The sequence below is a fragment of the Halapricum hydrolyticum genome (assembly GCF_025517535.1).
GTDB lineage: Archaea > Halobacteriota > Halobacteria > Halobacteriales > Haloarculaceae > Halapricum > Halapricum hydrolyticum.
Map to the genome: position 1 here is coordinate 1 of NZ_JAOPKC010000033.1, position 26,093 is coordinate 26,093.

At 56.7% G+C, this 26,093-nt stretch carries 20 protein-coding genes and 3 pseudogenes; 2 read left to right on the forward strand and 21 right to left on the reverse strand.

The features are described 5' to 3' along the window. Positions 1-95: 95 nt before the first annotated feature. Positions 96-227: pseudogene (locus OB916_RS17050) on the reverse strand (transcription initiation factor IIB family protein); the annotation flags it as partial. Between the two features lie 146 nt (positions 228-373). Between OB916_RS17050 and OB916_RS16080 the strand changes: the two are divergent. Next, positions 374-4,411 carry an AAA family ATPase gene (locus tag OB916_RS16080; protein WP_315910318.1) on the forward strand — a complete coding sequence of 1,346 codons (4,038 nt, stop codon included), beginning with the start codon at positions 374-376 and terminating at the stop codon, positions 4,409-4,411. A gap of 12 nt (positions 4,412-4,423) precedes the next feature. Here OB916_RS16080 and OB916_RS16085 read toward each other — a convergent pair whose 3' ends face one another. The 4 genes from OB916_RS16085 to OB916_RS16100 all read right to left on the reverse strand — a co-directional run bounded on the left by OB916_RS16085 (position 4,424) and on the right by OB916_RS16100 (position 8,148). Next, complete coding sequence (locus OB916_RS16085; protein ID WP_315910319.1) at positions 4,424-5,425, reverse strand: hypothetical protein; 1,002 nt, start codon at positions 5,423-5,425, stop codon at positions 4,424-4,426. Between the two features lie 145 nt (positions 5,426-5,570). Then, complete coding sequence (locus OB916_RS16090) at positions 5,571-5,783, reverse strand: hypothetical protein (protein WP_315910320.1); 213 nt, start codon at positions 5,781-5,783, stop codon at positions 5,571-5,573. A gap of 64 nt (positions 5,784-5,847) precedes the next feature. After that, positions 5,848-6,981: a homing endonuclease associated repeat-containing protein gene (locus OB916_RS16095; RefSeq protein ID WP_315910321.1), complete on the reverse strand. Its 1,134-nt coding sequence runs from the start codon at positions 6,979-6,981 to the stop codon at positions 5,848-5,850. A gap of 270 nt (positions 6,982-7,251) precedes the next feature. Beyond that, on the reverse strand, positions 7,252-8,148 hold the full coding sequence (locus tag OB916_RS16100) for a DNA-binding protein (protein WP_315910322.1): 897 nt from the start codon (positions 8,146-8,148) through the stop codon (positions 7,252-7,254). Between the two features lie 853 nt (positions 8,149-9,001). Between OB916_RS16100 and prf1 the strand changes: the two genes are divergently transcribed. Next, entirely contained in the window at positions 9,002-10,078 is a 1,077-nt protein-coding gene (prf1, locus tag OB916_RS16105; RefSeq protein WP_315910323.1) for a peptide chain release factor aRF-1, read from the forward strand. 145 nt (positions 10,079-10,223) lie between these two features. Here prf1 and OB916_RS16110 read toward each other — a convergent pair whose 3' ends face one another. From OB916_RS16110 to OB916_RS17055, 16 genes and pseudogenes are all read right to left on the reverse strand, one after another. Further along, a complete protein-coding gene (locus OB916_RS16110) occupies positions 10,224-10,553 on the reverse strand; it encodes a hypothetical protein (protein ID WP_315910324.1) in 330 nt (109 codons plus the stop codon). A gap of 31 nt (positions 10,554-10,584) precedes the next feature. Then, positions 10,585-11,097, reverse strand: a complete 513-nt coding sequence (locus tag OB916_RS16115) for a hypothetical protein (protein WP_315910325.1) — start codon at positions 11,095-11,097, stop codon at positions 10,585-10,587. After that, positions 11,098-11,400, reverse strand: a complete 303-nt coding sequence (locus OB916_RS16120) for a hypothetical protein (protein WP_315910326.1) — start codon at positions 11,398-11,400, stop codon at positions 11,098-11,100. A gap of 56 nt (positions 11,401-11,456) precedes the next feature. Beyond that, the gene (locus OB916_RS16125) at positions 11,457-11,783 is read right to left on the reverse strand and encodes a DUF7558 family protein (protein WP_224338416.1); all 327 of its coding nucleotides are present in this window, start codon (positions 11,781-11,783) and stop codon (positions 11,457-11,459) included. Beyond that, the gene (locus OB916_RS16130) at positions 11,783-12,073 is read right to left on the reverse strand and encodes a hypothetical protein (protein WP_315910327.1); all 291 of its coding nucleotides are present in this window, start codon (positions 12,071-12,073) and stop codon (positions 11,783-11,785) included. Before OB916_RS16130 ends, OB916_RS16125 begins: the two co-directional genes overlap by 1 nt. 224 nt (positions 12,074-12,297) lie before the next feature. After that, the gene (locus OB916_RS16135; RefSeq protein WP_014732633.1) at positions 12,298-12,489 is read right to left on the reverse strand and encodes a hypothetical protein; all 192 of its coding nucleotides are present in this window, start codon (positions 12,487-12,489) and stop codon (positions 12,298-12,300) included. 17 nt (positions 12,490-12,506) lie between these two features. Continuing rightward, a pseudogene (locus OB916_RS16140) lies at positions 12,507-12,785 on the reverse strand (DUF7342 family protein); the annotation flags it as partial. A gap of 158 nt (positions 12,786-12,943) precedes the next feature. Beyond that, complete coding sequence (locus OB916_RS16145; RefSeq protein WP_315910329.1) at positions 12,944-13,384, reverse strand: hypothetical protein; 441 nt, start codon at positions 13,382-13,384, stop codon at positions 12,944-12,946. A gap of 547 nt (positions 13,385-13,931) precedes the next feature. Continuing rightward, a complete protein-coding gene (locus OB916_RS16150; RefSeq protein WP_315910330.1) occupies positions 13,932-15,443 on the reverse strand; it encodes a primase-associated protein in 1,512 nt (503 codons plus the stop codon). Then, positions 15,440-16,324 carry a DNA primase gene (locus tag OB916_RS16155; RefSeq protein ID WP_315910331.1) on the reverse strand — a complete coding sequence of 295 codons (885 nt, stop codon included), beginning with the start codon at positions 16,322-16,324 and terminating at the stop codon, positions 15,440-15,442. Before OB916_RS16155 ends, OB916_RS16150 begins: the two co-directional genes overlap by 4 nt. Further along, positions 16,321-20,157 (reverse strand): ATP-binding protein, encoded by a 3,837-nt coding sequence (locus OB916_RS16160; protein WP_315910337.1) that lies wholly within the window; start codon positions 20,155-20,157, stop codon positions 16,321-16,323. Before OB916_RS16160 ends, OB916_RS16155 begins: the two co-directional genes overlap by 4 nt. Beyond that, on the reverse strand, positions 20,150-22,357 hold the full coding sequence (locus OB916_RS16165) for a VirB4 family type IV secretion system protein (protein WP_390884102.1): 2,208 nt from the start codon (positions 22,355-22,357) through the stop codon (positions 20,150-20,152). Before OB916_RS16165 ends, OB916_RS16160 begins: the two co-directional genes overlap by 8 nt. Then, complete coding sequence (locus OB916_RS16170) at positions 22,350-23,471, reverse strand: hypothetical protein (RefSeq protein ID WP_315910333.1); 1,122 nt, start codon at positions 23,469-23,471, stop codon at positions 22,350-22,352. The genes OB916_RS16165 and OB916_RS16170 overlap by 8 nt, the downstream gene beginning before the upstream one ends. Beyond that, complete coding sequence (locus OB916_RS16175; protein ID WP_315910334.1) at positions 23,471-24,583, reverse strand: hypothetical protein; 1,113 nt, start codon at positions 24,581-24,583, stop codon at positions 23,471-23,473. The genes OB916_RS16170 and OB916_RS16175 overlap by 1 nt, the downstream gene beginning before the upstream one ends. Before the next feature lie 2 nt (positions 24,584-24,585). Next, positions 24,586-25,407 (reverse strand): hypothetical protein, encoded by an 822-nt coding sequence (locus OB916_RS16180; protein ID WP_315910335.1) that lies wholly within the window; start codon positions 25,405-25,407, stop codon positions 24,586-24,588. Then, positions 25,404-26,000, reverse strand: a pseudogene (locus OB916_RS17055) (hypothetical protein); the annotation flags it as partial. The gene OB916_RS16180 and the pseudogene OB916_RS17055, both read right to left, overlap by 4 nt. Positions 26,001-26,093 lie beyond the last annotated feature (93 nt).

Below are 26,093 nucleotides of genomic sequence, written 5' to 3' on the forward strand. Positions count from 1 at the left end.
GTGAGGCACGCCAACCAGAGAGATCACGCCTCACCTTGAACAAACGGGTGGCTCAAGCCTTTAATCCGGAGGTATGGCCTTAACCGAACACGGATGCACCCTGGACATTGGATTGTGCTGGACCTCGTCTGGATATCCTCGTCGAAGCTCGTTTCGTAGATGTCTCTAGTTGCCATCGTTTTCACTATGTTTCGGGAACCCGCTGGTTCGGTGTGCCCCTCACTCATTGATGGGCGAAGAGAAACCACTCAAATTCCGATCTTCACAATGGATGAGAGGTTCTAAACTGTACGAAGTTAATGAGAATGATTATACTGTGTAGGGTGGTGTCCGGGATAAATATTGAAAAGGGTGCTTTGAGAACCCTTGTGTAATGACAGGGGACAGTGTTTTTCTTGCAGATTCAATTTCCCGGCCGGAGGAGGAAATCATAGTCCAATATATCCAAGAGAGGAAGAGTCCGATTCATATCTATGGTGAGCCAGGCGTTGGGAAAACAACAATTCTTGAACGGGTAATAACCGATGGCATAGCCGATCTTGATGTGAATAAGCGAAATATACGGGCAAACCATAGTCTCAATGATCTATTTCGCGAAATCTGCCACGCACTCTTTGCGGCTCTCCCTGAAGACAAAAAAGAGGAGGGACGACAGTTTGCCGGGCTCAGTGTCAGTTCACCAGTTGGCGGAGCTGGTGTCTCATTCGAAAGCGTGGAAGCCGAAGCATCACGAGCACAGTTTGGGTATCGAGATTCCCTACTGGGCCTTAGCGAATTATTCCCCGAGGATCAGCGTCTGCTCATCTGTATTGACGACGTACATGAACTAAGTGATGATGAACGTGCGATTCGAGATGCGATTCAAGAAGCTGATGACACCCTTCCACCAGAGGTGGTTCTCATCACGGCCGGTCGACTTGCATGGGATGACCTCGAGACAGCTGTATCGCTCTCGATGTTTACCGAAGAACAGACCGTAACATTTCTTCAAGATGTTTTCCCAGAAATTTCTACCGAACGAGCACGTACGATTCATGACCAGTTAGGCGGCCACCCCTTGTACATCGGGTTGTTGGCCGAGTCGGACGTTGACCAGGAGCTTCCCGACATCCCAGAACGAGAAGTACAACAAGAGATCGAACAACGGTATTTTGGCTTCTTAGAGCCTGATGAACGCCGCCTCCTCTTGGCAACAGCACCGTTAGATGAGCTCAATGAGGAACTCTGCACACAGGTTGTTTCAGAGGAATATGGATTTGACCGCATCACCGTCGGTGATATTCTTGATTCCCTAAGTACCCGGACCGTCGTGCAGACAATCGGTCGGAATGCTGACGGCCTCCAAACGTTCAAAGTCCATGATGTTTTCCGCGAGTTCTTGCAAGAGCGCTCCGATCACATTGAAATCGCCCGCAGAGGCGCATGTATCTATTATGCTGAGAAATTAATCCAGCTTGTCGATGAGAATCGGACTTTCGAGACCGAAATCGATCACGTCACATCGTGGTCAACCCATCTCTCAGACCACGTTATCAATGAAGAATCCCATCTCATCGTGCAACTTATTGAAGAAACCGTAGCTGATGATGGCCTCCGATTCTATCCCTTGTCATTGCTTATTAGCGAGTTCAAAAAACGAGATGCAGCTGAACTTCCAGACGAGATCGTTGAGTCGGTTCTCGACAGCGTTGATGCAAGCTGTTCAATGGCGAACGATTTCTACGATACCGACCTGGACCAATCCTGGGCCGAATTACTGTTTCAGGACGGAGCATTCACCAACCCAGATAGTAATCTCATTAGTTATCTAGGACGGACCACAGAGACACAACCAACGTTTATTCGGCGTGTGGCTGAAGAAATCGACACCGACGATAACCGTACACTCCGATTCCTTATCTCCATTGGCCGGGACCTCCCAGTCGATGATGCCGCTATAATCGGGCAACAAGCAGCGACCTGGATCCAAGACGACGAAGCATACGGATACCTCGCCAGCCACACACTGCGATTAGCCTCATATCTGGCTGAAAACGGTGAATACGACGTTCCACTTGAAATGCTCGAAGCCATCCTGGAACCCCGAGATGGGGACCAGTTAGACATTGACCAGGGGATGGTACGCTACAATCTCACAACAATGCTTGACGAGAGCTTTGACGACTTAATCAGCGAGCGAGGTGAACAACTGATTAGCGTGTTCGCCTCGAAGCTCACCGCGGCTCTGGACCAATACGCTGACAGGGCAAGGCCGGTTGCGGCACGTACCTCTTTCGCTGATTTGCACTATGTCGAGGACAATAGAGGCAGCCTCGAAGAGATTCTTCTGGAATATTTTGTACGGGCGGTTACTGCCTGGGTGGCTGAGAATACATTAGGAAACGAGCAAACCGAGTTGGTTGAGCAACTTCTATCTGGACCTACCCTTCTTCGACGTGTTGGCCTCTATGTCCTCAGCGAGCACCCGGAATCATTCGAGGAAACCATTCAAGATGAATTGACGGCGACGGAGAATTACCGCGAACACCAATCACAGTACGAATTTTATCTGGTCCTCAGTTCAGGATTCGAATACCTGGATGACGCTGCTCAAACCCAAGTATGTGAGATTATCCAAGACGGGCCATACACCGATTCAGTAGAGGATCAAGCGGCACGGATGGCTGAACGAGGTGAAGAATCAGCAAGCTACTTCGAACAACGGATTCGTGAGACATGGCGACGAGACCGGTTGTACATGATCAGCGAGCACTTGGAGGGAGAGTATACTGATCAGCTTGATGAATTGATAGAGAAATATGGTGAACCGGATCAACTACCGTCGCGAACCCCTCAGCCAACGGTGAGCGGAGGGATAGTTCGCGAACGAGGGCCCGTCGAAACCGAGGAACTCCGTGAACAGCCTGCCGAGAAAGTATTGACGACTGCAGTCGAGTGGGAACCGCCAGAATCTGACCTTTGGGATACACTGGAGGACGATCAACTTGAGGAACAGAATTATCTAGGATTCTCCCGCCAGCTTCGAGAGCTGATTATGGAGGATCCGCAGCGATATGCGCGTGAAATATCGGTGTTGGAAGACGCGAACCCACGGTATGCTGAAGCCGCATTTCGGGCCTTCAGGGAGCTCGTTGACGATGGAGAAACCTTTCCCTGGGAGTCCATTATTGAACTCGGCCAAGCGATTACCGCATCACCGACTGCATGGACTGGACAGGTCCGAACAAACTTGGCAAGGCTAATAAACAAAGGGATTGCAGTGGATGCAATCGAATTCCCAGCCGGTACTGAGGCAGCCGTTAAATCGATTCTACGAACCTTACTGACTGACCCGGACCCAGATGCCGATAGAGACCAGCCTCCGGAGGGGATGGCTGGACATGGTGACCCCGTCCAAGTAGCGATCAACAGTGTCCGACCAATGGCTGTGAACGCGTATATTACCTACCTCAGCTGGCAGGATGACCGCACCGAAGACGACCTTTCCCAGGATATCTTCGACCCAATCCGGGATCGGATCCTTGAGGATCCCTCACTCGCGGTTCGATCCGTAATCGGACGCCGATTTGGGCATCTATATTCTCTTGATCCAGATTTGATTGAAGAGCATCTTACAGATATTTTCCCTCGTGATACTGACCAGAATGGTCGACAACGGTTTATTGCCGCGTGGAACTCCTACACAGCAAGTAATCGATACTGGGATGATGACTCTTTCCGCCCATACTACCGACACGCACTCAGCCTCATAGATACAGACGAGGATGAGAGGTATCAAATCGCGGTGCGCTCGACAACCGCACACGTCGCTTCCATCTATCTGTTCGAAGATGAAGACATCACCGATGGGGACAGTCTCATACGACAGTTCTACGATGTAGTAGATCGCGACGGAGCAAAGGAATTAGCGTCAACAATGTCTTCGTCAATGGGAAATGACGATGTTGAAGAACAGTGGGGAAAGATTCGAGAGCTCTGGTCATGGAGGTTAGACACGCTTGACCCCGACGATGAGGCGAGTGGTGCGGAAGTCTATCAGTTCCTTGACTGCGTAAGGAACTCGAGTAAAACGACACTGGAAGAGGAAGAACGACATATTATCCGATCTCTTTCAATCGTTGCCCACAAAAATCACCATTGGCGGCAGATGGAGGAGTGGTTTGCCGAACAGTCCATCTCCTATCCAGTGGTTGCTATAGAACTCTATGACGAATTAGTAGAGACTGTTTCCTGCGAGGACTGGTCAGCTATTGCACGCAATAGCGAAGAACAGAACCGGTCTCGACTGTACGAAAGTGCAGAAGCAGCAGGAAACGGTTCACTCCAAACAGCATTAGATATAGCGGACCAGTTCGCAGCAGAAAATAATCAGATGGACAGGGAATTTTTGGAACAACACTTGACTCGGTAATAAAAGCCCGACTCAACTTGGAGTGAACAATTCGCCGATCAGATTTAGCAGAGTTTCGCGGACGTCTTCCACCCTTGTTTCGGGTAGGTCCCCGGATCTATGGTGGGCGATCCAGTGACGTTCGGTTCCCTTGTACTGCTGCAGTGATTCCATAGTCGTCTGTTCGATGGAAGAGTCTCCCTGAATCAGGTCGACGAAGTGGTGGAAGTAGTACCGGGTGTCCTCGTTTTCCTTTTGTTCCTCAATTACGTCCTTACCTCGATCTTCATTGAGGTAGGTGATGATGGTCCATTCGAGGGCGTGGATGTAGCAGTTGAGAGCAGCGTGATACAAATCTCTCTGGAAACATGTGTCTCCCTCATCCAGATATTGGAGAACCTTGCCGCCGTATTCTAATGAATTGAGGTGTCTCCGGTACTCTTGCTTCAGTTGGGCCTCCAGTGTCTCCGCCTCGGTATAAGGTTCCTGTAGAGGTTCGAGGCCCATCCGCCCCATGATACGCGTTACTTCCCGCTTGTTTTGGCTGACGATGTCTTTCTTGTTGTAGCTGTAGTCTTCACGGACGGGCAACTGCCGATACTTCTGGAGTAGAACTGGTATAGACTCAATTTCGATGTCGTATCCTTCTACATCGCCTTCCTCGTAGGGTTTGAAGTGGAACACGAGTCGGAATGGGAGGTCATCTCTCGCTTTCTTCAGGCCTTCAAGGAATTCGTCTTTGGTTATTTCCCGAACTCCTCGGGTGCTCCCTGACTTTCCGAAGAGGTTCTTCGCTTTCTCTGTTAGTGACTCTTGGTCCTCTACTGGGATACCATCAAAGAGCCGGAAGTCCATTGTATGTTGAATTGGCCCAATGGGAAGTGGATCGACATCGGTCTGCCGGTACCCCTCCATCTGAAGGATCCGGGTGATTTCCTGCTGGATTTTCTTTAAATTGGCCTGGCTGGTCTCTCCTGAGATGAAGTACTGGGTTTTGACCGTGAGCTCGTCAGGATCTGGTTTATTGGAAGGCATAGAGAGGTATGCAGCGTTGGTGATGATGTTAGAACTTTGTTGTCTTAAAAGGAACGAGAAACAGTATTTGGTATCTACCAGATCGATGATAGACTACTCGTATGGGTCAGACAAACAGTAATCAAAACGAGGAAGAGTCACTGTATCAACTCCGGCAACTGTGCTGTTCTATTCGCTCTGGCAGTCCGACCTTCCCACAGACGGTACACTCCCGAAGGGGTGTCGGCGACAGATCGTTCCAGGCGTCCAGCGCGGCGTCGAGCTGTGCCTCCACGATTGATGAGTCGGTCGTGCAGCGGGCTTCGCGGAGATGAATACGAAGCCGTTCACGGGCTGTGAGCGTTGTATTTTCGGTCATGCTGGTACGGGAAACGGGTGTCCCCGCCACCCATCTCCGGGGCGAGAAACACCATCGTGCGCGGTTAGCGGATATCGGGCTGGAGCGGAGCGAACTGTTCCCACAACATATGGTGGCGCTGACAGAGCGTGACCAGGTTCTCAAGCCGGTTCGAGCGTTCGTAGTCGAGGACGCCGTCGGCATCGATGAATGTGCCAAGTGGCGTAATGTGGTGGACGTTCAGGTCACGGTCCCAGCGTTCGTGGTGTGCCTCTCGGTCAATTGTACAGCCCGGCATCTGGCACTCGAAGCCGTCACGCTCCAACGCGCGTTTGCGCTGCTTGTACCAGTTCGGTCCGTACGAAATGTCCCCGTAGCCGCCCTTCCAGTGCGGATGATCTGGTCCGCTCGGTTGCCCCCGGTACTCGAACCCGGCTGCCTCCACGGCCTGCTTCCACGACCCATACCGATGGATGTATGGGTAGATCGTGATCTCTTCGTGTTTTCGCACTTCAACAGATGAGGGCACATGATCCAGCTCATCGCGGAGCTGAGTCAGCTCCTGAAGTAACTCCTCTTCTGAGATATTTCGCCGCGTATGTGGGTTAAAACCCGCTTCCTGAAGTGCAGCGTTCCAACTACCGAAGCGCCACTGGGCGACTTTCGTTGCATACTCCCCTTGTTCATCCATTTCATAGGCGGTCGGTGGCCGCCCAAGGTCGTCAGCAAGGGCCTGAATTGCTGTGATTACTTCTTGCGGTGTGACTTTGGTCGATTTCGTCGTCGACAGTCCTGCAGCATCGAGTCCGGTATTCCACGATCCGAATTGCCATGTTACCGCACCTGGAGATACTTCTCCATATTTCTTCATTTCCCTTACTGACGGAGAGTGACCTAGTATCTCGGCCACGCGCCGCAACTCGTCGGTTAGCTCCTCTCCTGAGTACGAGTGATCGAGTGGTTCAAGCCCCGCTTCTAGCAGCCCATCTCTCCAACTCCCGAACGTTGATTGTACGGCACCAGCTGTGAACTCCGTCTCTTCCTCAATTTCGGGTTGCATCGGCGTTCGGCCTTTCCGCTCGGCGACGCGTCTGAGTCCCTCGATGATGTGGTCTGGTGAGATTGACTGCTTGTGGCCTGCTATATGGCCTGCGATCCCAACGTTCGTCTCGAACGATTCGCCACAGATGTCGCACGTGTAGTCTCCTTCGATTTTCATGCGTAACTCTGAGCGCTGGTGCGCCCGCACCCTTCGTGGGGTCGGACAAACACGCCCGGTCGCGCACACCTTCTCCCGTTTTCTGTTATAAATGTCACACCGACACCCGAGGTCGTGGCTGCGCGCGCAGCGGAGTCCTCGTGAGCATCGCAAACGAGGGCACGTGAGACGAGCGAATGCGAGTCTCACGGAGCGAGCACGGAGCGGAGGGTGGGGAGGAGGGGCCTGGGTCGGTCCGGCACGTAGCAAAAAGAAGGGGTCGACGACCGGCTACTCCCACCACCGACCGCGCTCGGGGAAATGAACGGTCGACCAGCCGGTCAGAGCCACCGATACGCGCCCGTTGTACCAGTTCTTTGCCGCGCCGTGGATCCGCACGCGCTCTCCCTCTTCGATCCAAGGTTGATTCGATTTCTTCCAGACAGTCAGCTTCGTACGGCCGCTCTCGTCTTCGATGAGTCCGACTTGTTGAATGGCCGGCGAGTCGCTCTCCCAAAGCACAGTCACAGTACCTTCGATGCTCACCTCTTTGCGATTGACGTCCTCGAGCATCCCGATGGGAACTACCTGTCCCGGCGCCGTCTGTAACTCCTTGAACACCCCGACGACTGCACTCGTCAGGTCTTTCCCACTGACTACGGCTTCACCCAGCCGCCGACCAATCGCTGCTCGCGACCAGCCATCCAGTTTCTCCGCCAGCCGCATCGATTGCTTGTTCACCGCCGCCAACTGCTCCTGCCTGAGTTCTGCACGAGGATCGTTTCTCTCCGGGTCTGCCCACGGGTCTACGCTCGCCGCCCGCTTCTGGAACTCTGCACGCCGCTCAGCGCTCCGCTTCGTCACGATATCTCGCGTCCGCTTCTCCCGACCTTCTTGCGTCCCCATCTCCGCCTGGGCACTGATGCGCTCCAGTTCACCCTCCCGAGCTCGAATGCGCTCTTCCTGTTCGAGGGTCGCACCGTAAATCCGCTCCTCACTGGTGTCGACCATCCCATCCGGGTGGTTCGCATCGACTTTTGCCTGCACCTCCATCTGCACCGTCGCCTGGAACTCCGGCGTCTCATCGACGACCTCGAAGCCCTCTTCATCGACAGCCGCTTCGTCCGCTTTTTCGAATGCCTGTTCATCGACCGAAACCTCATTACCGAAGACGTTCTTACTTGACATTGGTCTCACCAAGACCTGAAGGCGCTCACGCGCCCGACACCGCGATGCTCCTACATCGCGGTTCTTCGACGACAACGCCCGACAGAACCATCTACGCGCTCTCGCTCGCGCCTTCGTGAGCGCCCCCTGGGGCGCGAGCGAGAGCGCCAAAGGAAGGTCACTCAACCAGCACCGCGCGCCGACCTGCCCGGAGCAAGCGTCCAGCGGGATATGCCCGCTCGTGTCCGGCCCGATGCGCGGGACCGTGTCCAGGGCGACTGTCGTCGAGAACGCGCGCCGCTGTGTGGCGCGCGACAGCGCAGGCGGCACCAAGCGCTGGAACGCGAAAGCCCGCAAGGGGCGCAACCGACGGGGATACCCGCTGGCGTCGAGACCAGATTCATTTTAGCCCGGAACGGGCGCTCGCGGTGTGGAGAGCGCCCGCATGCCCGGAATGGTCGGTCGCGAGCGACGCGGAGGGCGGAAGCGGCGAGCGGGGCGTGCCGTAACAAAGAACCTGTTCAACCGGGCTCGGCGCTCAGTGACACAGTCGATATCCTGGTGGACTCAGAAAGGGCGAGGTCGTCTCGGTCGTTCCCCGACTCCGCAAGCACCACAGGCACGAGGAGCGCAGTGTGGGTCGCGGGATGCCGAGCGGCCGAGGGCTTTCTATTCGTTCTCGGCCACCGCCTGCCGTCTCGACGTAAGCATTATCCTGCACCGTCGCGAACGACATAGTATGCACCACACACCGCCGGTGCAACAGGTGAACGTGCGGACGATGAGCGCTTGCTCTGTTCTTTCGTAGTTGGTAGCGGCGCCGGCGGGTGTATCGCCTTCTCATCGAGCAGCGACGCCGCTTTCACCGAGACAAATGCAGACCACCGAGTACGAACTCCGCGATCGAATCGACCAGCTCACAAACTACCGTGGCGAGGGCACCGAGCTCATCACCGTGGCCGTCCCGCCAGACAAATCACTCCATGCGGTCCGTGAGCGCATCGGCCGCGAATATGCACAGGCTGCGAACATCAAATCCGATCAGACACGAACTCACGTCCAGGACGCTCTCGGACGCATCCGACGCCTCCTCCAAGCGTACGAAGAGACACCACCAAGCGGCCTCGTCATCTACGCTGGTGTCGTCGACGGTGAGCTGCAGGACGCCGTCTTCGACGATCTCAACGTCCGCGTCGACGTCTCGTTGTACCGCTGTGCAGCTGAATTCGAGACAACTCCCGTCGAGCAGGCGCTCACCCCGTCAGAGGTGTACGGTCTGGTTGTTCTCGAACGGGGCCGTGCCGCCCTCGGTCGCCTCGCCGGCGAACGCATCGTTTCCAGCCGGACCTTCGAGAGCCAAGTGATGGGAAAATCCCGTGCTGGCGGTCAGAGTGCGCAGCGATTCGAACGCGAACGCGACCGCCAGAAACACGAGTTCTTCGAGCAGGTCGCCGACGCCGCCGAGCAGACGTTCCTCGATGAGTCCACTGTCGATGGCGTCATCCTCGGCGGGACGACGATCACCGTCGACGAGTTCCAGCAGGGTGACTATCTCCACCACGAGTTGCGGGACCACATACTAGGCGTCTATCCGATTGAGTACGCGACCAAGCAGGGTCTCTCGCAGCTCGCAGAGCGTGCCGAGGACGTACTGTCTGATGCTGAGCGCCGACGGGAGCGGGAATCCCTCGATCGGTTCTTCACGGCGCTGGGACAGGGTGGAGATGTCGCCTACGGAGCTGATGAAACGCGAACCGCCCTCGACTATGGAGCAGTCGACGTCCTTCTCGTTTCCGACGCACGGCCACCAGCGGAGATTCGTGAACTGGAGGAAGCGACGACCGACAAAGGCGGTGAGTGTCTCGTTGTGTCGACTGACACAGATCGAGGTGCTCAGTTCGATACTGCATTCGGGGGCCTTGGAGCGCTCCTCCGGTTCCGTATTAACTAAGCCGAATAATTTTGCCGCCATAGCTGTTCTAGCGTCCCAGTGTACGGGTCTGGAGGCAGTCATCGGTCGCGCAGACGACCCCAAATGGCCGTAAACCGGGCGGGTGCGGTGTCGCTCTTGGAGACACGAATCGCTCACACCGATCTCAGCCGTCGTCCTGTGCGTTCAGTTCTGTCAGGAACCGGCCGGCTGCCGTCCCGATACGAATGCCATCTACGTTGCGCATCTCGAGGTCGTGCGTGGCAGTCCGAAAGGGGTAGTGGTCGACGAGGATGCGATGGATAACGGTTCGGACGGGATCGGTCCCGTATCTGTCGACGACAGTAGCCATCATCTCGTCGAGATGCGCGTCCCGGTGCTCCGTCCGGGGATGCTGTGCGCGTTCGAGCAGGAGTTCGACTACATCGTCAACTGATGCGTGCTCGGGATTCTTGGTTCGTTCACGAACGTCGTAGAGAGCGTCGTTATCGGGCATTCCTGTTCACTTCGAAGTATCCTCCACGGTGTCAGGGCTCTTCGAGCAATGAGCGAGCTCGCTGCACGTAACTGTTCGCGCCCCAGCTACGGGCGTTGCTAATCTCATCGAGGAGCAACCGCGCATCGGCAGCTGATAGGTGTTCAGTTCGAACGAGAACCGAGAGCAGCGTCGGTGTCGTGACGAGTCGGGTATCAGCGAGTGAGGCGTGGATCAAGCCAAGTTGGTTGAACTCGTCACAGAGGAAGAGCGCAGCATCGAGATCGTTCGCGAGCGTGACCGCCGCGTTCTCACCGTCATCGAGGGGGAACTCGGCATCGAGGTCGACCGACTGTGTCGTGAATGACTCTGCTTGGTCGAGGACGGCGGACGCGGCGTGTCCATGGACGTCATCGTAGGAGGCGATCTCTTGGAGTTCATCGATGACCGCTGTTGGGACGACGACTTCGTACCGGGAGAGACAGAGTGCGAGTGGATCGGGGTCGTCGTCAGTAACGATCCCGAGACTCACGAGGGCGGAGGCGTCTGCGATAAGCCGCGACATCTATGCGTCGGCGACCTCGTCGATGAAGTCCTCGTCCAACTGCTGTTTCAACACGCGGAGGTTTGCCGCCTCCTCGGCGCCGACGAGTGCCTTGAGCTGCTCGAAGCTGATCTCATCGTCGTAATAGGCGGCGGCGATCTCTTGGGTGAGTGCGTCGTCGTGAGCGGCGTCTTGGAGGTACTCCCGAAGCGCGGTCACGAGGACGTCTGTTCGGTCTTCCCCGAGGACTGCGGCAAGTGCGTCGGCGCGGTCGATGAGCCGATTGGGGGCCCGAAACTGCACGCGCTTCTTATCGGTGCTCATGATGTGTACATTGTGAGCCAACGCACTTAGACGTTTTCGTGTGTACGATGTGAGCCTCACTCGGCCACGAGATGCTCCTTGAGATCACGTGTCCAGTACGTTGCGAGCCCCCCTGGACTACAGTGCTCGCACAGTTGCAACGGGCCTTCGAGATGCCCTAGTTCCACGCGGAACCGCGTCAGCGCAGCAAGCGCGTCGACGACGAGTCCACACCCGTCGCAGGCGTAGTGATCGCGCTCGTCGGGATCCGGCCCCGACTGGATCGCACAGTCGACGCAGATGGGGTGAGTAACCCGATCATCCTGACCCCACGTATGCGCCTCGCCAGCCTCGGCGCCGGGCGGAGTGTCGCAGAATGCACACCCCGTGAGCGTCTGCTGCATTACTCGGCCTCCTCGTCGGCATCGCAGGCGGCCGTCCAGCCACGGTGGAAGACGGCTAGCTGCGTCGGTGAGTCGAACGCAGTACCACTCGGTTCGTGAACGAGAACGCGGTCCTCGGGAACTGGAGTGACGACGTCCGCGTCGAGGAGCTCGTTGATCTGGCTCTGGGCCGTCGTGTCGTCGATGTCCGCCGTGTTGACGCCGGTGACGTCGCGGTCCTGTGCGAGGAGCTCAGTCTCGAACTGTTCATAGTCGGCACTCGTGTCGTCATGTGGATCGGGATCATCCATGGTGAATCACGCTGCGCACGTTGTCGCGCGCTGCACGCCTTCTGGCGCGGATAAACACTCCACGCGAGACCGCGGCCCTTACTCGCTCCAGAGGGCCATGATCCGGTCTTCGATTCCGCCGACAACAAGCGCCAGCACGTCGTGATGGTCGGTTAACTACGATGCGTCGTCACTGGATACAAAGCGGTCGCCAATAGCTACGGAGCCGCTGAGAGCCTGTTGACTCACTCGTCTTCGAGCGCGGCGTAGATCTCCGCGTGGCGGCGTCCGTCAAGTTCCCCCATCTCGAGGGCGATCTGGTGGCGTTCAGCGTCGCTCTCGGCCGCCTGATACCGCTCGTACAGTCGGCGGACTTCTTCGTCGACCGTCGCCGAGGAATCGGTGCTGGACGCCATCTCTGTATCGAACGTACTCATTGTGTCCCTTTATTAGTGGCGACGAGCTGGTTGATGCGTCGCCACTCGAAGTACGCGTTGTTGCGCTCGTAGGTGGCCGGATGGCCGTCATGGCGTATGACGATGCCGAGTTCTCCGAACCAGCTGAGGTATTTCCGGGCTGTCTTCGGGTCACACTCTGCTCGTTCGGCGATCGCGCTTGCCGTCGTCGGCTCCCGGGTCTGCAGGATGGTGCCGTAGATGCGTAGTTCGACGTCGTCCTCGCTAAATGGGTCCTCGAAAGAAGGGGGACCGTCCGTGGACGTTGTGTCGGGCATACGTATTCTTGCGGGGCTACGAATATCGTTCTTACTTCGAGGAAGAGTTCTCCGTCAAGTGAGGCGTACTGGGTGCCGCCTGGTTGGCTTCGAATGGAGCACGATATTAACCAACACTAGACCCGATCCCAGGAGGTTGTTGGTTAACTCAGATTCGGTCAGCGCATCTGGAGCTTTCGAGCCGGTTTGACGCTGAACGTATCTGGGTTGTTGACTGGCACGTCGTGACTGCGATCAGTTGCCTGGGACGACGACCGAGTGAGCCGGCTGATGAGATCCTCACGAACAGCCCGCCGACTGACCGTCGACTCGTGCCACCCAAGTCGTTCATCGTAGTGCCGTTTCCGGAACATCTCGCCGTTGTCGTCGATGGGGATGAACTGGGTTCGCTTTGCTCCCCATACGTTCGTAGAGACGTACTCCGCACCAACCTCTTCGTGGGTAAGCTCCACGAGGACACACTCGACGAAGGAGACGATTGAGAGCTGACTTCTCTCGTTGGGAACCGTCAGTTCGAGATCCGCCCACGGCGCATCGCTTGATTGTTCTATCTGTTCGCTACGTAGCCGCGATTGCTGTCGCTCGTGTTCTGAAGACATAGTAGTTGAGTGGGCGATCACTGCGCCCCCTCACCCCTCTTGGGGGTGAGAAAATTCCACCGCGAATCGCATCACCATCCAATGAGCGGCTTCTGATATGTTTGCTGTAGACACTTGTCGTTTGATAGCCCCTCGGCCGGAGAGAGCCAGCGGCGTTTGCACCGGTGTACCTTAGCCTTCCTTTGGATGATTTTGGAGGTGCAGAGAGTGATGAAACGGGCTTAGATTTAGCAAGAGGGGCGTCGGGCAGTTCTCAGCGGTTATTGATGTCCTCGACGAGTTCTAAGATACGGTAGTTTGGTGGGATTGTACTCGACGGGGTGGTGAAGTCCTTGATTTCGAGAGAATCGGATTCACATTGTAATTGAGGTTTGGTATAACTGACTGACGGCAAATGATGGGCTACGTAATGTTGGTTCTAGTGACTCACCCGTTCTTGGCCAAATTGGTCGATACAAGGCCTGAAAAGTGGATGACGAGATTTCAATATCCGTCACACCCCCGTCTTTTGAATAATGATGTGGTACCTGACAATCGACTGTCTGCGTTAGAACTCGTTTCCCTTACCCTCGGTTTCACTTAGTCGATCGTACATCTCATCCGGGAAGGGGAGACTCCCCCAAATCGAGTATGGACACTCATCCTGTCCGATGCAGTACCGCTGCATATCGTCGTTATCGCAGTTCATCGGAAGCGGGGTGTCGCCACCAATCGTATTCGAGAATTCGTAGCGAATCTGGTAGTCGGTGACCTGTTCGTCGTACCACGGCCATCGTGAGAAGATGTCCTTGAGGTCTGCGACAATCGTCTCGAGGTCACTGTCCTGGTACTGGGGCAGCCACATCACCATCCGAGCAAAGCTGTACAGGTCCTTTCGGACTGGCTTCTTTTCATGGAGGCGTTCGGCCATGTTCGCCATACAGGGGAGTTCGAACAGATCTTCGATCGACTCGACGTCAAGAGGCTGGACGTCACGCGAAGACTCCTGAATCCGATAGTGGTTCGTATTTCCGTGCTGTCGGATAGTGAGATTCCGGTGGTCGCGTTGGGATGCAAGGAGATTCCCAAGACTCCGAGGACTGGAGATACGATTACACACGTCTCGCTTCCAGTCCGATTCTGGGTCGTACGCCTCTACTGCTTCAAACAGCTCCTTCGCCGAGTGGAACTCCCCCAGTGAGACGACCTCATCTGGAACGTCTCGAATCGCGTCCCGGAGCACACGGATGGTCCGTTCACCTGGGTTCCAGTCTCGCCAGATTCGTTCGTGGTGTCCTGTCTCGATGAAGCGGTCAATGCGCTCTGTGATGGCCGACTCATTCGTTGTCAGCCACGTCAGCTGGTCTTCCGAGAGGTTCTCCTCCTGGACTCGTAGAAGCTTCTTGAACGCGCGTCTAGCGTACTCGCGATACTTCGTGTCGAAATCACCGACCGGTACGTAGAGGCAGTTGTCCTTGACGCGAGTGAGCAGTTCTCCGGTCTCACCTGGCTCGGTGTCGGCGTGAACGAGACAGTCCCTCGACGCCGCAGCCATCGGGATTTCGAGATACAACCCCTCACTGAACTCGGGCATCTCCTTGATCCCAGTACAAACGCGACCCGGGTGCGGACCATCCTCTCCGGGGCCTTTCGCGTACAACACCTCTGCAATATCCTGTTGAAGACTCCCGTCACCGAATTCTCGCAGGAGAGAGGCGAGATTGTTGACGTAGAGCTCGCGAATATCGTAGAGGACCTGCACCTTTCGCGGTGGGGCGTGATCGAACTTCGGGTGTGCCTTGACGCAGACTGCGCTCAACGTCGCGAGAACGGCGAGCGTTCCGGGCTCGTCGACGAAGGGTTCCTCTGCGGCGTTGGCCCTGATATCTTCTTTGAACGCCGCTGTCCCGAACCGTTCGAGGTCATTCAACAGATCGTCTGGTTGGTCTTCGCCGTCGACGATGTAGCGATTGTAGCCACGCGTGAACAACTGGTTGATGCGAGTTGTGCCGTATTCGAGCGGGAGCGTTGCAACGCAATAGGCGGTACGCTCGTCCTCGACAGGCGTCGACCGGCTCATGACTGGAGCACCTCCGGTGTCGCAGACCGAACGTCGAAGGTCGGGCTCTCAATCGGCATGACGATGCTACAGACGTCAGCGTGCAACGAGTAGGGTAGTCGGGCGACTCGACGACGGTCGGCAGTAACCACTGGGTCGATAGGGATCTCGTAGGTGTCTTGCAGAAGGTCGTTCAGCACTTCTCGACTCTTACCGTCGTACCGATGGGCAGGGTCCGTATCGAGGAGGTAGACGTGAACGCCCTGGCCGCTGTACACCACCATCGTCTCCTGGGCGTTGAAGTCATCCTCGAAGATATCCCGCAGCTCGAAGCCGTACTCGATGGCTCGTTCGATATCCTCAAAGGCATACGGATACCCCTCGGGAGCTGCGTCGAGGATTCCTGCGGCGTTGAGGAACGCATCGTTATTCTGGTCGTCGACGTCTTCCGAGACCGTATCCGCTGCTCGGTTCCTGGCGATATCTTTCGCATCGATGTCGACGAGGAGGACCCACGGCCGCTCCCAGTGATCGAGGGCGTAGTAGACTGCATCAGGACACGGGTCTGGTTTGTCAAGCAAGTCTGGGTCTGCGAGCGCGAAGTTACTCCGACCGAGTGGATCATTTCGTGCTGGATGGCGGATGAACTCGAGGACGTCGTCGAATTCCTGAAACACTGCGGTGGTCCGCTCACCGGAGGTGTTCGTCTGCCACGTATCTCGGCGAATGAAGTCCTTGTCTGGGACTCCGTCTTTCCGTACCGGGTGGGGTTCCCGAAACGCGAGTGCATACTGTTTCGGTCCCTTCGCTGTGATGAACGACGGGAGTTCGTCACGGTATGAGGGAAACTCCTCGGCGTAGTACCTGTAAATCTCTTCGCGAGTCGCTTGTCGCCAACTCATGAATTGAACTCCTGGTCGAGTTTGTTGAAGCTCCGAATCGTCGTCAGCCCAGTTGCGTCGAACGATTCAACGGCCTCTCGAATATCTGAGAACGACCGGGCTGCACGGCCGCTCACACTGCTCTCAATTCGATTAGCCTCAGAGAGACAGTCCAGCACTTCGACGGCTGTCTCGCGTCTGTTGAACGCCCAGACAGCGTTCGCATCTACCGCACTCTGCTTGTCGTAGTCGTCGACTGGCGCGTGTTTGTTGTTACTCGCGAGTTCAGCTTCACCGACCCACACGAGTTCCCCGTCAGCATCGAAACCGGCAACATCGAACACCGTCTCCTCATCGTACTCATAGTAGGATTCGACCTGTGCGACGTCGTCGCGGGAGTCTAACCACAGTTTGAGCAGCTTCACACCGACCTTGTGCGGCGTCTTCTCCCCGACATCTCCCTGACCAGGGCCGACCTTGAGTTTCTGGCCGAGTAGTTCTCGCCCTGCCGGGAGTACGGTGTAGTACTTCCGACCGCACGCTCGTCCTTCCTCCAGCAGGTCTTGATCGACGAGCCGTTGCACGTCCAGGTCGTCAAAGTCGTTCTTGAACGCACTCATTGAATCCAAGAGGCCATGATTCGGTGCGTCACCATTCATCACGTCGAGGATGCGGGTCAGGAATCGGACGTCGTCGTGAGTAAGCCCGCGCCGTCGAAGCTCGTCATCTGGAACGGTTACACCACCAGCCTGTACTGGTAACGATCTGTTCTCGTCGACAACCGTCTCCTCTTCTTCACCGACTAGCTCTTCTGACTCAGTTGACTCAGGATCCCCAAAGAGTGGGTTGATGGTATCCCTGTCTTCCCCTTCGTTTCGTTCGTTTCCTTCGTTCTCTTCGTCGGCTGCTGAACCACTGGTTGCCTGTCCGATGAACGACGACTGCGTCGTGTCCACAGGGCTATCCGATTCTGTGTATGTCGACCGTTCATCCATCGATCTACTTCCCCATCCCTCGGTGTCTCCGGGCTCTGATTCGCTAGTGGCCTCAGCAAGCCCGTACTGGGTCTGTGTCCGCTCGGACAGTCGAGGGAGGGCCACGGTCTCGAAGTGGTCCTCCTGTTCGATAGAAAGCGGCTCGTCGCTCTCTGGATGGCCGACTGCTATCGGGAGCGGCTTTACAGAGAACGGGGCTGGCCCTGTCTCCCCGAATGATGGGCTTGGGAGTTGTGCAATCCACTCCCCGCTGGGGAGCGTGTTGATCCGATTTCGCAGGTCAGTCGGACTCAAGTCTTCGTGGGCCAGTGACTCGGCGAGGTCGCGCTCGATGGAGATGTTCCCGATGAGCTTCGTCTTGATGTTGTTGAGGACCTCGTTGTAGGCGCGCTCGCTTCGATTCCTGACTTGCTCGGGAAACTGCATCACTAGTCCCATGCTCAGGCCAAAGGACCGGCCTTGGGGAAGCAGCTGCTCGGAAACAAGTTTCGTTGAGGCGACGGGAGCCGCCTCCTCAATGATGAGGTTGGTGAGCTTCTCGTAGTCTGTCTTCCCGTCACGTCGACGCACCTGTACCGCGTCCCAGAGGTTACTCAACAGAAGAAGTGTGATTGCTCGCTGTGCCTCTGGACGGAGATCACCCAGATCGAACAGGATCGTGGCATCTTCGTCGAGAAACTCGCGGAAGTCGAATCGGTTATCGACGTATTCGCCATCATCGCCCTGTTCCGGAACGTGACTGAAGATGTGTCGCAGGTGCGCGTCTTCTCTGAGTTTGTCGAGACGGTTTCCAACGGCATCCATCGACACCTGGAATCGACGGTCATCCTTCTCGAAGTGGCGCGTCAGCGACTCCTCGACATTTTGGTTCTCAGCAGCGACCGGAGGGACTGTCCGCTCGCGTTGCATCTGGAGTGCAGCCGCAAAGAGATCATCAAGGCCGAAGGCATCACTACCGTATTCCTCGTCGAAGAGGGCCTTGATGAGGTAGCTGAGGATCTCGTTCGCGACGAATGCCTGTCCGTATTGTTTGCGGCCCATGACCATCCGCATGATGTCGTGGAAGTGGTCGACCTTGTCCTGAATCGCGTCTTCACGGTTCCGTCCGGCCTTGAGCGCAGGCCGGATGTCGAAGAAGGAGAACGCAGGGACCGTCTCTGGGACGCGGAACTGGTAGACGTCGTCCACTCCGTTGAAGCGCTCGTAGTGGCAGCGAAGGTAATTCGCGCACATGCCGTCGCCTTTCGGATCGACGATCACGACGGGTCCGCCGGTCGTCGCCCGGAGGGACAGCGCGTCGTTGATGATCGCCTTCGATTTTCCGCCACCGGTCGAGGCGAATCGGCCGTAGTGCGTCGTCAGGAGATTCGGTGGAATCCGAATCGGGTCCGGTTGGGGAGATCCGTTCTCATCGAGTGCATACCCGATCTCCATTCCCTCTTGGAACTGTTGAACCAGATCTGGATTGGGCCACGGAAGCGGGTTCCGGCTTTGTTGTTCAGCGCGAGTACCGCGTGTTCCCTCAACTGTGAGCTGCTCAGACGATGGGACGAGCACAAAGTTCGCGAGTTCCGTCCCACAGAGGACGAAATCTGGTCGGGTCTTACCCCGGCCCGTCGTAATCTTTCGGTCAAGCAACTGCTGGAGAGCTCTCTGAGCGTTCTTCTCCTTCGTCTTTTCACGAAAGCCGCCAGTACGGAGTCGTTCTCCTTCGACTTCGTAATAGGGGCCGTCGATTGGGTCAAACACAGGACGAAGCGCCTTCATCTGGGCCGCGAGGTCGTCGCGGGCTTCGTCACCGGTCGGAACGCCGACTGCTCTAATGTTGGCAGTGAACGACCGCTTGGGACTCTTCGCGTCGATATACTCGATACGCTTGGCGACTGACTCGCTGAGCTGTTTCTCGTCGTGATTGCTCCGCTGATCTTCGACCTCGAGGAAGGAGCCAACGATCTCCTGGAAGAAGGTGTCCCGTCCGTCGACAAGATCCTCTTTTCTGATCTCGACGTCGGACTGCCAGCTTGTCCGTCGCTGGAACACAACCTGAAACGCTACTGGTGACGCCGCCTCCATCAGGTGGTCGACGAGTGACGCGAGAGTCGCACCGGGCTGGTCGATAGCAGCCAATCCGTCGTCTTCGTCCTCGGATGCGAAGGGCGTCAACGACGTCATCCAGTCTTTCTTTCGAGTGGTTGAACCAGACCAGCGTACCCCGACTGGCGAGACGGCGTCGACGGTGGGCCGAGCGAGTATTGTTCCCTCGGCCGTCTCCGTCGGCTTTTCGAGTGTTGTCAGTGGTTGCTGGTCCGGTATTGCTCTCTGCGGTGCAAGTTCAAGTGCCGTCTCCCCAATTTTGACGAAGTGATCAAGAGATAAACCAACGGTGGTACCACCATCTGCAACGGAGGGCGCTTCGGTCGTTAGTGCCTGGTCTTGGTCACGCACGTCGCTGCCAAGCTCGTGCTGCTCGTCGGGACTAAATTCGTACTGTAGTTGCCCTGCTTCGTAATATTCGATGAACTCTGCTGGTGTGAATTCGACTGGCTGAATGAGCTGTGAAGCGATGTCGACGTTAACGCGTTCGATGTCGAACGTCTCGGGATAGATCGAACGAAGGCGTTTTTCGAGCGTGTCGAGATGCTCGTCGGCGCCGTAAAAGAACTCGACAGGGTCGTCCGCTCCCTCAGATAGTGCGAGAAACTCGAACTTGGGTGGTGTCTTACTGTGGAGTGGGTTCAGCTTCTGCGCGAGTCCCGTTGATTTTGCCGTCGTCAGTTTGTGCAGGCTTTCGAGGACTCGAGGGATTCCCTCGGGATCTAGGCCTTCTGATGTTGGCGTGACTCGGAGATACTCACGCATTGTCTTCTCCCTCCATCGAACCGCCGTCAGGCTTGGCAGAGATGGATTCCGCGTCACTTGACTGTCCGTTAGTCGTTTGCTCTTCCAGCTGCTCTCGGAACTCCTGCACGTCGGTATCAACTGCGCCTTCACCAGCGCCGGGGAGTGAGGAACGGCGCTGCTCGGTCGGGTCGAAGTCGATGACTTGCTTCTCTTTGGGCATCGCCTCAACGTTGATGCCGCGCCACTCACCGTCGACGCCGACGAGCGCCTCAGAGAACCCGGCGTCCTCATTGCCGGGGACCGCGTCCTGTACGTAGCGCATCTGTGCGTAATTCAAGCCGAACTCGTCGGCCAATTGGTCGTCCATCCCGTCCAGCCGATGGAACTGCTTGACGGCACACTGGTCGAGGATGGCTTCGGATTCGGCGTGCTCGAAGAACTCGTCGACGGTCTGGGTGACGAGCCGGATCGAGAGGTCGTGGTGGCGATGGTGTCGAAACACCGTTTCGAGGAACGCCAGACTCGCGGCGTCCTGCATTATGTAGCGCGCCTCGTCGATGACGAACACGACCTCCTTATCCGTCTCTTTCGCCCGCTCGTACACGAGCGAGATGAGCAACTGCATCGTTAGTGCCGTACTGCTGTCGACGCTGCCTTCCTGCTGGGCGAGATCGAGATAGATGACCTTCTCGTTACGGATATCGAACTCTGAGGACTTCCCGAGATTGGCGTGGCGACCCGCCTCCTCGAAGGGGCGAAGCTGGTCCAGAAGCCACGTCGCGTCCTCGCGAATCTTCCCGGACTCTTCATCGGAACGAACGACGAACTCCTTGGGGTCGCTGACCATGTCCTCGAAGACGTCCATCATCCCCCGGATAGTCGGACTGGGGTTGCTGTGCGTCGAAATGTCGTCGGTGATGTCGTTGCGCTTGTAGGCGCGCTTGAGGCCGAGTTCGAGCGTCGTCCGACGATCACCGAGCGAGATACCCCGCAGTGCGAAGAAGTTTGTCAGGAAGCTCATCGCGTCGTCGAGCTTCTCGTTGAACGGGCTCGCGTCCTCACCCATCGCCCGCTGGACGTGATCTGGTGTCTGGCGAATCTCCAGAGGATTCAGACCGAGCGTCCCACCGACAGTGATGCGTTTCGCACCGAGTGCTTCGGAGACACCTGCCCAGTTGTTGAGCGGTTCGAGGATGATACCGATGCGGTCCTTACTCTGCTCGATAGAGCGGATGAAGTTCTGTTTCGAGCCGAACGACTTCCCAGACCCAGTATCGCCGACGGTGAACATCGCATACCCGCTGTCACGGGCGAACGGGTCGATGACGACGGGGCTCTGGTTGTCCTTGTGAATCCCGAACTCAACGCCACCCTCTTCGAGGATCGTCGCATTATGGGGCGACGAGAGCAGTGCGCCGACGGCTCCACCAAGGGCGATAGATTCTCGCCCGAATACGTTGTCTCCGATGGGGGCTGCCGACTGCAGCGCGAGGTCCTGCCGACAGATTGCGGTCTTCGGCGTGAGATTCGCTGGATCATCGCGGAGAGCACTCTTGACTTTCTGGACCGAGTCCCTGAGGTCATCCTTGTCGGCGGCGCGAACCGTGACGAACATTCCCTGGTCGAAGACGTTCGCACCGCTCTCGACGGCCTTGTAGGTCGCAGCGGCTTCGTTTGCTCGCTCCTGAAGGTACGCACTGCGGACGCTCTGTTCAAGATCGGCGTCCACCTGGAGGTCGTCAGCGATGTCCTGTAGTTCGTTCCGCGCTCGCTGCTGGTTCTTCGGCGAGATGTGAGCTGTGAGGTCGAATTCGACGTCGGTCAGCTCGAAGAGGTCACTCAGATAGCCGTCGTTCGGGTAGTCGGCGTAGTCAGCGATGTAGAGCGTCGTCGTCCACTGCTCGCCAACGCGTGCGGCTCGTGTCTCCCACTCGATGGCTGCTGGCGCAGTCACCGTCTTGTGAGACTCGGAAACGTCGTCGAGGAGTTGGCCTTCTACATGACCCTCCTTAAGCGTCTCCTCGTCAAGGACGTCCGAGAAGTCGACTTCGGGTTCGTCGTCGGCGGTATGCCGGTTCCAGAGGAGTTTCCCGGCGACGCCGAGGGCCACAACCAAGAGGAGGTAAACCGCCACACCCTCAGGTGATGTTGGATCCAGTAGCCACTCTGTGAGCTGGGCGAGAGGCCCGCTGCTCGCTTGGAGAGTGACACTACGCATTGGTCTCATCCTCCCGGCGTGAGTGGCCGATGATCGGTTGCTCGCGAATGACGCGGTCTGCGTCGTCGTAGTCGTGCTCGCGTCCGTTCCAGAAGTCCATGTTCAGAACGAACAGCTCGACCGTACTGAGCCGGCGAGCAGACCAGCCAGACGCTTGCTGAATGAACTCGGCGCGAACGTCGTTGACGCGGCTGTCGAGTTTCTCGAACATCTGGGCGCGACGTTCGACATCGGTGAGGTCCTCACGTCGCGTCACGAAGGGATTGAACAGGAACCCGATGACGGGGAACTTGGTCAGTTTCTCGGCGGGCGTCCCCTCGTCTCGGAAGCGGTCGTAGACTTCGAGCGGTGTGACCTCGACGCCAAGGTAGTATCGCATTTGCTGAATACCACGGTCACGCATCTCTCTGGGGCGTGTTTCTCGATATTCCTCAAGGAGTTCCCGGAAGATCGGATTCTCCGTGACGTCTTCGTCGGTAAGCCGTTCCTCGATGGTCTCTGTGATTTGCTCGACCGGGAATGAACGGGTTGTCGCGTGGAATTTGAGCTTCGAGTCGAGTTCCTTGTTGGCAAAGTCTCCGCCCGCGTTCTGGAGCTGGGCCCAGTCGTTCGACATCGCGAAGTCCATGTTCCCCGGGTCGATCTCGATGAAGGCCTCCATCGTGCCGTCTGTCCGTTGGATCGCGCCAGCACCGGGCCACGCCCGCTTGATGTTCGTGAGGTCCTGCGTTCGCTCATCCGGTTTGAACGGTGTGTAGTTTGCGAGCCCGCCCTCGTTTCGTTCGGTCTCGTTCGTGGTACTGTCAGCTGCTTCTGGGGCACTGAACGTGACTCGCGGGCGCTTGGCGTATCGATAGACGCCCTTCGTCCACGTCCACGCGTTCAGGTGGTCGGGAGAGACGTAGATGACTGCAACACCGAACCCGAGTCCGCCAGCCACAAACGGAAGAGCTAGTGATTCGACGCCAGTGAGACTCGCGATGAAGAGCCCGATTATCGGGAAGGTGATGAGCACGCCGACGTCCCCCTCCTCGATGTTGAGGTAGGGGATGCGACTCTCCTCGCCAAACTGGTTCATGATACGCCGCGCTGCCGCGTCTGGATCTGTAGACATTAGTGAATACCTCGATCGTACTCCATTCCGGTTTTGTCACTCGATGCGTCTGCAGTGGCCCCACTGGGGTCATTCTCGGTTCGACGGTACGATGGGGATCCGTCCTCAGTTCCGTGCCCGCCTCGAGCAGCAGCTTTCTGTGCGATAGCTTGGCCAGCTGCTGCTTTCGGTCCCCACCGTGCGGCTGTCGTCGCGACACCCGCTCCGCCAACGTAGGCGCCAGCCGCGACACCGCCGATGAGAGCTGCACCTTTTGCAGTCCCTCCAACGACTCTGGCTGTCAGCGGGGTCGCATACTTGAACGTCTTCCAAGTGATGTAGAGCGCAACCAGCGGGAGAGAAGAGGCAACTAAATATTTGAGAAACGCCGTTCCGGGCGTTAGTGACCCGCCAGCGTATATGAGATCATATCCTTTGAGGACTATTGCTGCGGGCAATGGAAGTACGGCCAGTGGAACGAACCGTTTTGAGAATCCCGCCGCAATGCTAGAGATGACAGGGATATTTCCGTAGGCGAGTGCGAACGAAATCGGCATCCCGTACAAGTATACGTAGAGTAAGACCCTGCGAATGTAGAACAGGGCCTCCAAAGCCCACATCGAAATGCCACCGATGAACGCGAACAAGAATCCTAAACCAGGATTTGTGATCGTCACTTCTAGGAACCCGAGCATAGCTTCGGCAACTGAGAAGAGTTCTGGCATCAGTGCAATTGTGAATCCGTCCACTAGGTAGAGCGCCAGAGTTCCAACCCAGTACCACGTGATGATTAGAAAAGCCCCGACCCACGCTGTTTTCTTAGCTTTCTGAGCTTCATAGGCACTGCCAATGTTGAAGATCCGGACTGTGTGACGCCCTTGAACACTCATCACGAGGAGCAGGAGCGCGAGAAGCATGATCTCGCCACCGACAAGAGCATCTTGAAGTGCTGGCCAGGGTGCATTGGTCGGTTGCCCGAAAACAAAGGCCCCGTTCGTCTCTGGAGTAGGAGTTCCAAACATTCCCTCAGTCAGAGTCTCATATCCCGTGACGAGGCCGTCCATGAACAGCCCGATGAACCAATCAACGGCGCCTTTGATTCCCTCGAGTACGACGTCAATTAGATCAACCATGGTTATGTTTCCGTGATTGTGACCTCACAGTCCGTCATGTCGTCGGACCCTGAGTACTGGACTTCGTAGGATTTTGAGATCCGGTTGCCTTCGACTCGTGTCTCAACAGTAACGGTGAATTGACCACTATTCCCATCTGGCGAACATCCCATTCCATTCTCGGTTTCTGTACCAAATGGGAACGAACTACTGAACAGATCAATTGTCTCGCCTGGAGCGATTACAACTTGTTCAGCACCGTAGATTCCACCCCCTCTTGGGTCCTCAATTGGATTCGGAACATCACCAGAGAACAGAAGTTCTACGACAGCATCCGGCCCACTACCAACGTTCTCGACGGTAACGAATGCTTCTCCGTTCTTTTTTCGATCTGTCTCAGTGTCTCCGTAGACCTCGTCCCACGGCTTGTCAGGATTATTCCGGTAGAGTCCAACGTCCTGAATCTGAATCTCCGGTACGATATCCGTTGTACTCTCTGTGACCGTCTCCTCGCCTTTCAGTGCGACTACGCGATACTCACCAGGGTCATATGCGGTTCCAATCTCGAACGAGACCTGTTGGGCCCCTGCGGCAACGTCACGGGTTCCGAAGAGCTCTCCGTTCGGCTGAATGAGGTTGACCTGATCGACATCAGCGTCAGGCGAAAGTTCGACAACGAGCGTGGTCCCTTCGACAGCGGCTCGTTGCAGTGGGCCTTGACCGTCTGGAGAGCCAGTTCCAGAGTCTCCATCGTCGGTCAGGCAGCCAGCAACGCTTACAAGCACGGCACCTGTGGCTGTTCGGAGGACGTTTCGTCTGCTGATGATTGGGTTGTTTCGTGTCATGGGTCTCGTTGGAAGAGATCTTCTGGACCGAGCATTCGGAGGAGACGGTGTCCAGCGTAGAACATCACGAAGAACGGGATGAACTGCCAGAAGATCTCGAAGAGAAACGCGAACCAGCCGTCGATGGTTCCGAGTGGATGCCAGCGGGCAGTCGCCGTATCACTCACGTAGGCTGGGTTATGCCCAAGCCACGAGCCTGGGTGATATCGGGCTGTGTAGATCCCAGGATCGTCGACGGTTACAATGGCTACCCCGGACGCATTGGTCTCGACCTGCTGTCCGGCGATGGTGATGTATCCGTTACGGGTGGTTCCCCCAATCGGATACCAGCGACTGCTGTCGTCGAGGATGATCGGTGCGCCAGTTTCGTTGTCACGGAGTTCGATTCGGAGCGTGGCCTGTGACTGGTTCTGTCGAAGAACCTCCGCCGTAAGGGTACTACGACGGAGCTGTCGTTCAGAACCCGCGACAGGCTCGACGATTGACGCGTTGACTCCTCGAACGATACCTGCAACGTGGAGAGCGTCCCGATCGATAGCCTCGGCTCGAACGGCGACACCGTACGTCGTCGTGTAGGACTGATTTACGACCTCAGCTTTGCACGTTAGCGTCAGCTGTTGAATGAACGAACAGGTGATCGATTTCTTCCATCAGGTCATCGACGCCACGATCATTATTGTCCCGAA

What these genes read in the sequence shown, in the direction of transcription:
- OB916_RS16080 (WP_315910318.1), top strand. Translation starts at nt 374, where the DNA reads ATGACAGGGGACAGTGTTTTTCTTGCAGATTCAATTTCCCGGCCGGAG.
- OB916_RS16085 (WP_315910319.1), bottom strand. Translation starts at nt 5,425, where the DNA reads ATGCCTTCCAATAAACCAGATCCTGACGAGCTCACGGTCAAAACCCAG.
- OB916_RS16090 (WP_315910320.1), bottom strand. Translation starts at nt 5,783, where the DNA reads ATGACCGAAAATACAACGCTCACAGCCCGTGAACGGCTTCGTATTCAT.
- OB916_RS16095 (WP_315910321.1), bottom strand. Translation starts at nt 6,981, where the DNA reads ATGAAAATCGAAGGAGACTACACGTGCGACATCTGTGGCGAATCGTTC.
- OB916_RS16100 (WP_315910322.1), bottom strand. Translation starts at nt 8,148, where the DNA reads ATGTCAAGTAAGAACGTCTTCGGTAATGAGGTTTCGGTCGATGAACAG.
- prf1 (WP_315910323.1), top strand. Translation starts at nt 9,002, where the DNA reads ATGCAGACCACCGAGTACGAACTCCGCGATCGAATCGACCAGCTCACA.
- OB916_RS16110 (WP_315910324.1), bottom strand. Translation starts at nt 10,553, where the DNA reads ATGCCCGATAACGACGCTCTCTACGACGTTCGTGAACGAACCAAGAAT.
- OB916_RS16115 (WP_315910325.1), bottom strand. Translation starts at nt 11,097, where the DNA reads ATGTCGCGGCTTATCGCAGACGCCTCCGCCCTCGTGAGTCTCGGGATC.
- OB916_RS16120 (WP_315910326.1), bottom strand. Translation starts at nt 11,400, where the DNA reads ATGAGCACCGATAAGAAGCGCGTGCAGTTTCGGGCCCCCAATCGGCTC.
- OB916_RS16125 (WP_224338416.1), bottom strand. Translation starts at nt 11,783, where the DNA reads ATGCAGCAGACGCTCACGGGGTGTGCATTCTGCGACACTCCGCCCGGC.
- OB916_RS16130 (WP_315910327.1), bottom strand. Translation starts at nt 12,073, where the DNA reads ATGGATGATCCCGATCCACATGACGACACGAGTGCCGACTATGAACAG.
- OB916_RS16135 (WP_014732633.1), bottom strand. Translation starts at nt 12,489, where the DNA reads ATGAGTACGTTCGATACAGAGATGGCGTCCAGCACCGATTCCTCGGCG.
- OB916_RS16145 (WP_315910329.1), bottom strand. Translation starts at nt 13,384, where the DNA reads ATGTCTTCAGAACACGAGCGACAGCAATCGCGGCTACGTAGCGAACAG.
- OB916_RS16150 (WP_315910330.1), bottom strand. Translation starts at nt 15,443, where the DNA reads ATGAGCCGGTCGACGCCTGTCGAGGACGAGCGTACCGCCTATTGCGTT.
- OB916_RS16155 (WP_315910331.1), bottom strand. Translation starts at nt 16,324, where the DNA reads ATGAGTTGGCGACAAGCGACTCGCGAAGAGATTTACAGGTACTACGCC.
- OB916_RS16160 (WP_315910337.1), bottom strand. Translation starts at nt 20,157, where the DNA reads ATGCGTGAGTATCTCCGAGTCACGCCAACATCAGAAGGCCTAGATCCC.
- OB916_RS16165 (WP_390884102.1), bottom strand. Translation starts at nt 22,357, where the DNA reads ATGCGTAGTGTCACTCTCCAAGCGAGCAGCGGGCCTCTCGCCCAGCTC.
- OB916_RS16170 (WP_315910333.1), bottom strand. Translation starts at nt 23,471, where the DNA reads ATGTCTACAGATCCAGACGCGGCAGCGCGGCGTATCATGAACCAGTTT.
- OB916_RS16175 (WP_315910334.1), bottom strand. Translation starts at nt 24,583, where the DNA reads ATGGTTGATCTAATTGACGTCGTACTCGAGGGAATCAAAGGCGCCGTT.
- OB916_RS16180 (WP_315910335.1), bottom strand. Translation starts at nt 25,407, where the DNA reads ATGACACGAAACAACCCAATCATCAGCAGACGAAACGTCCTCCGAACA.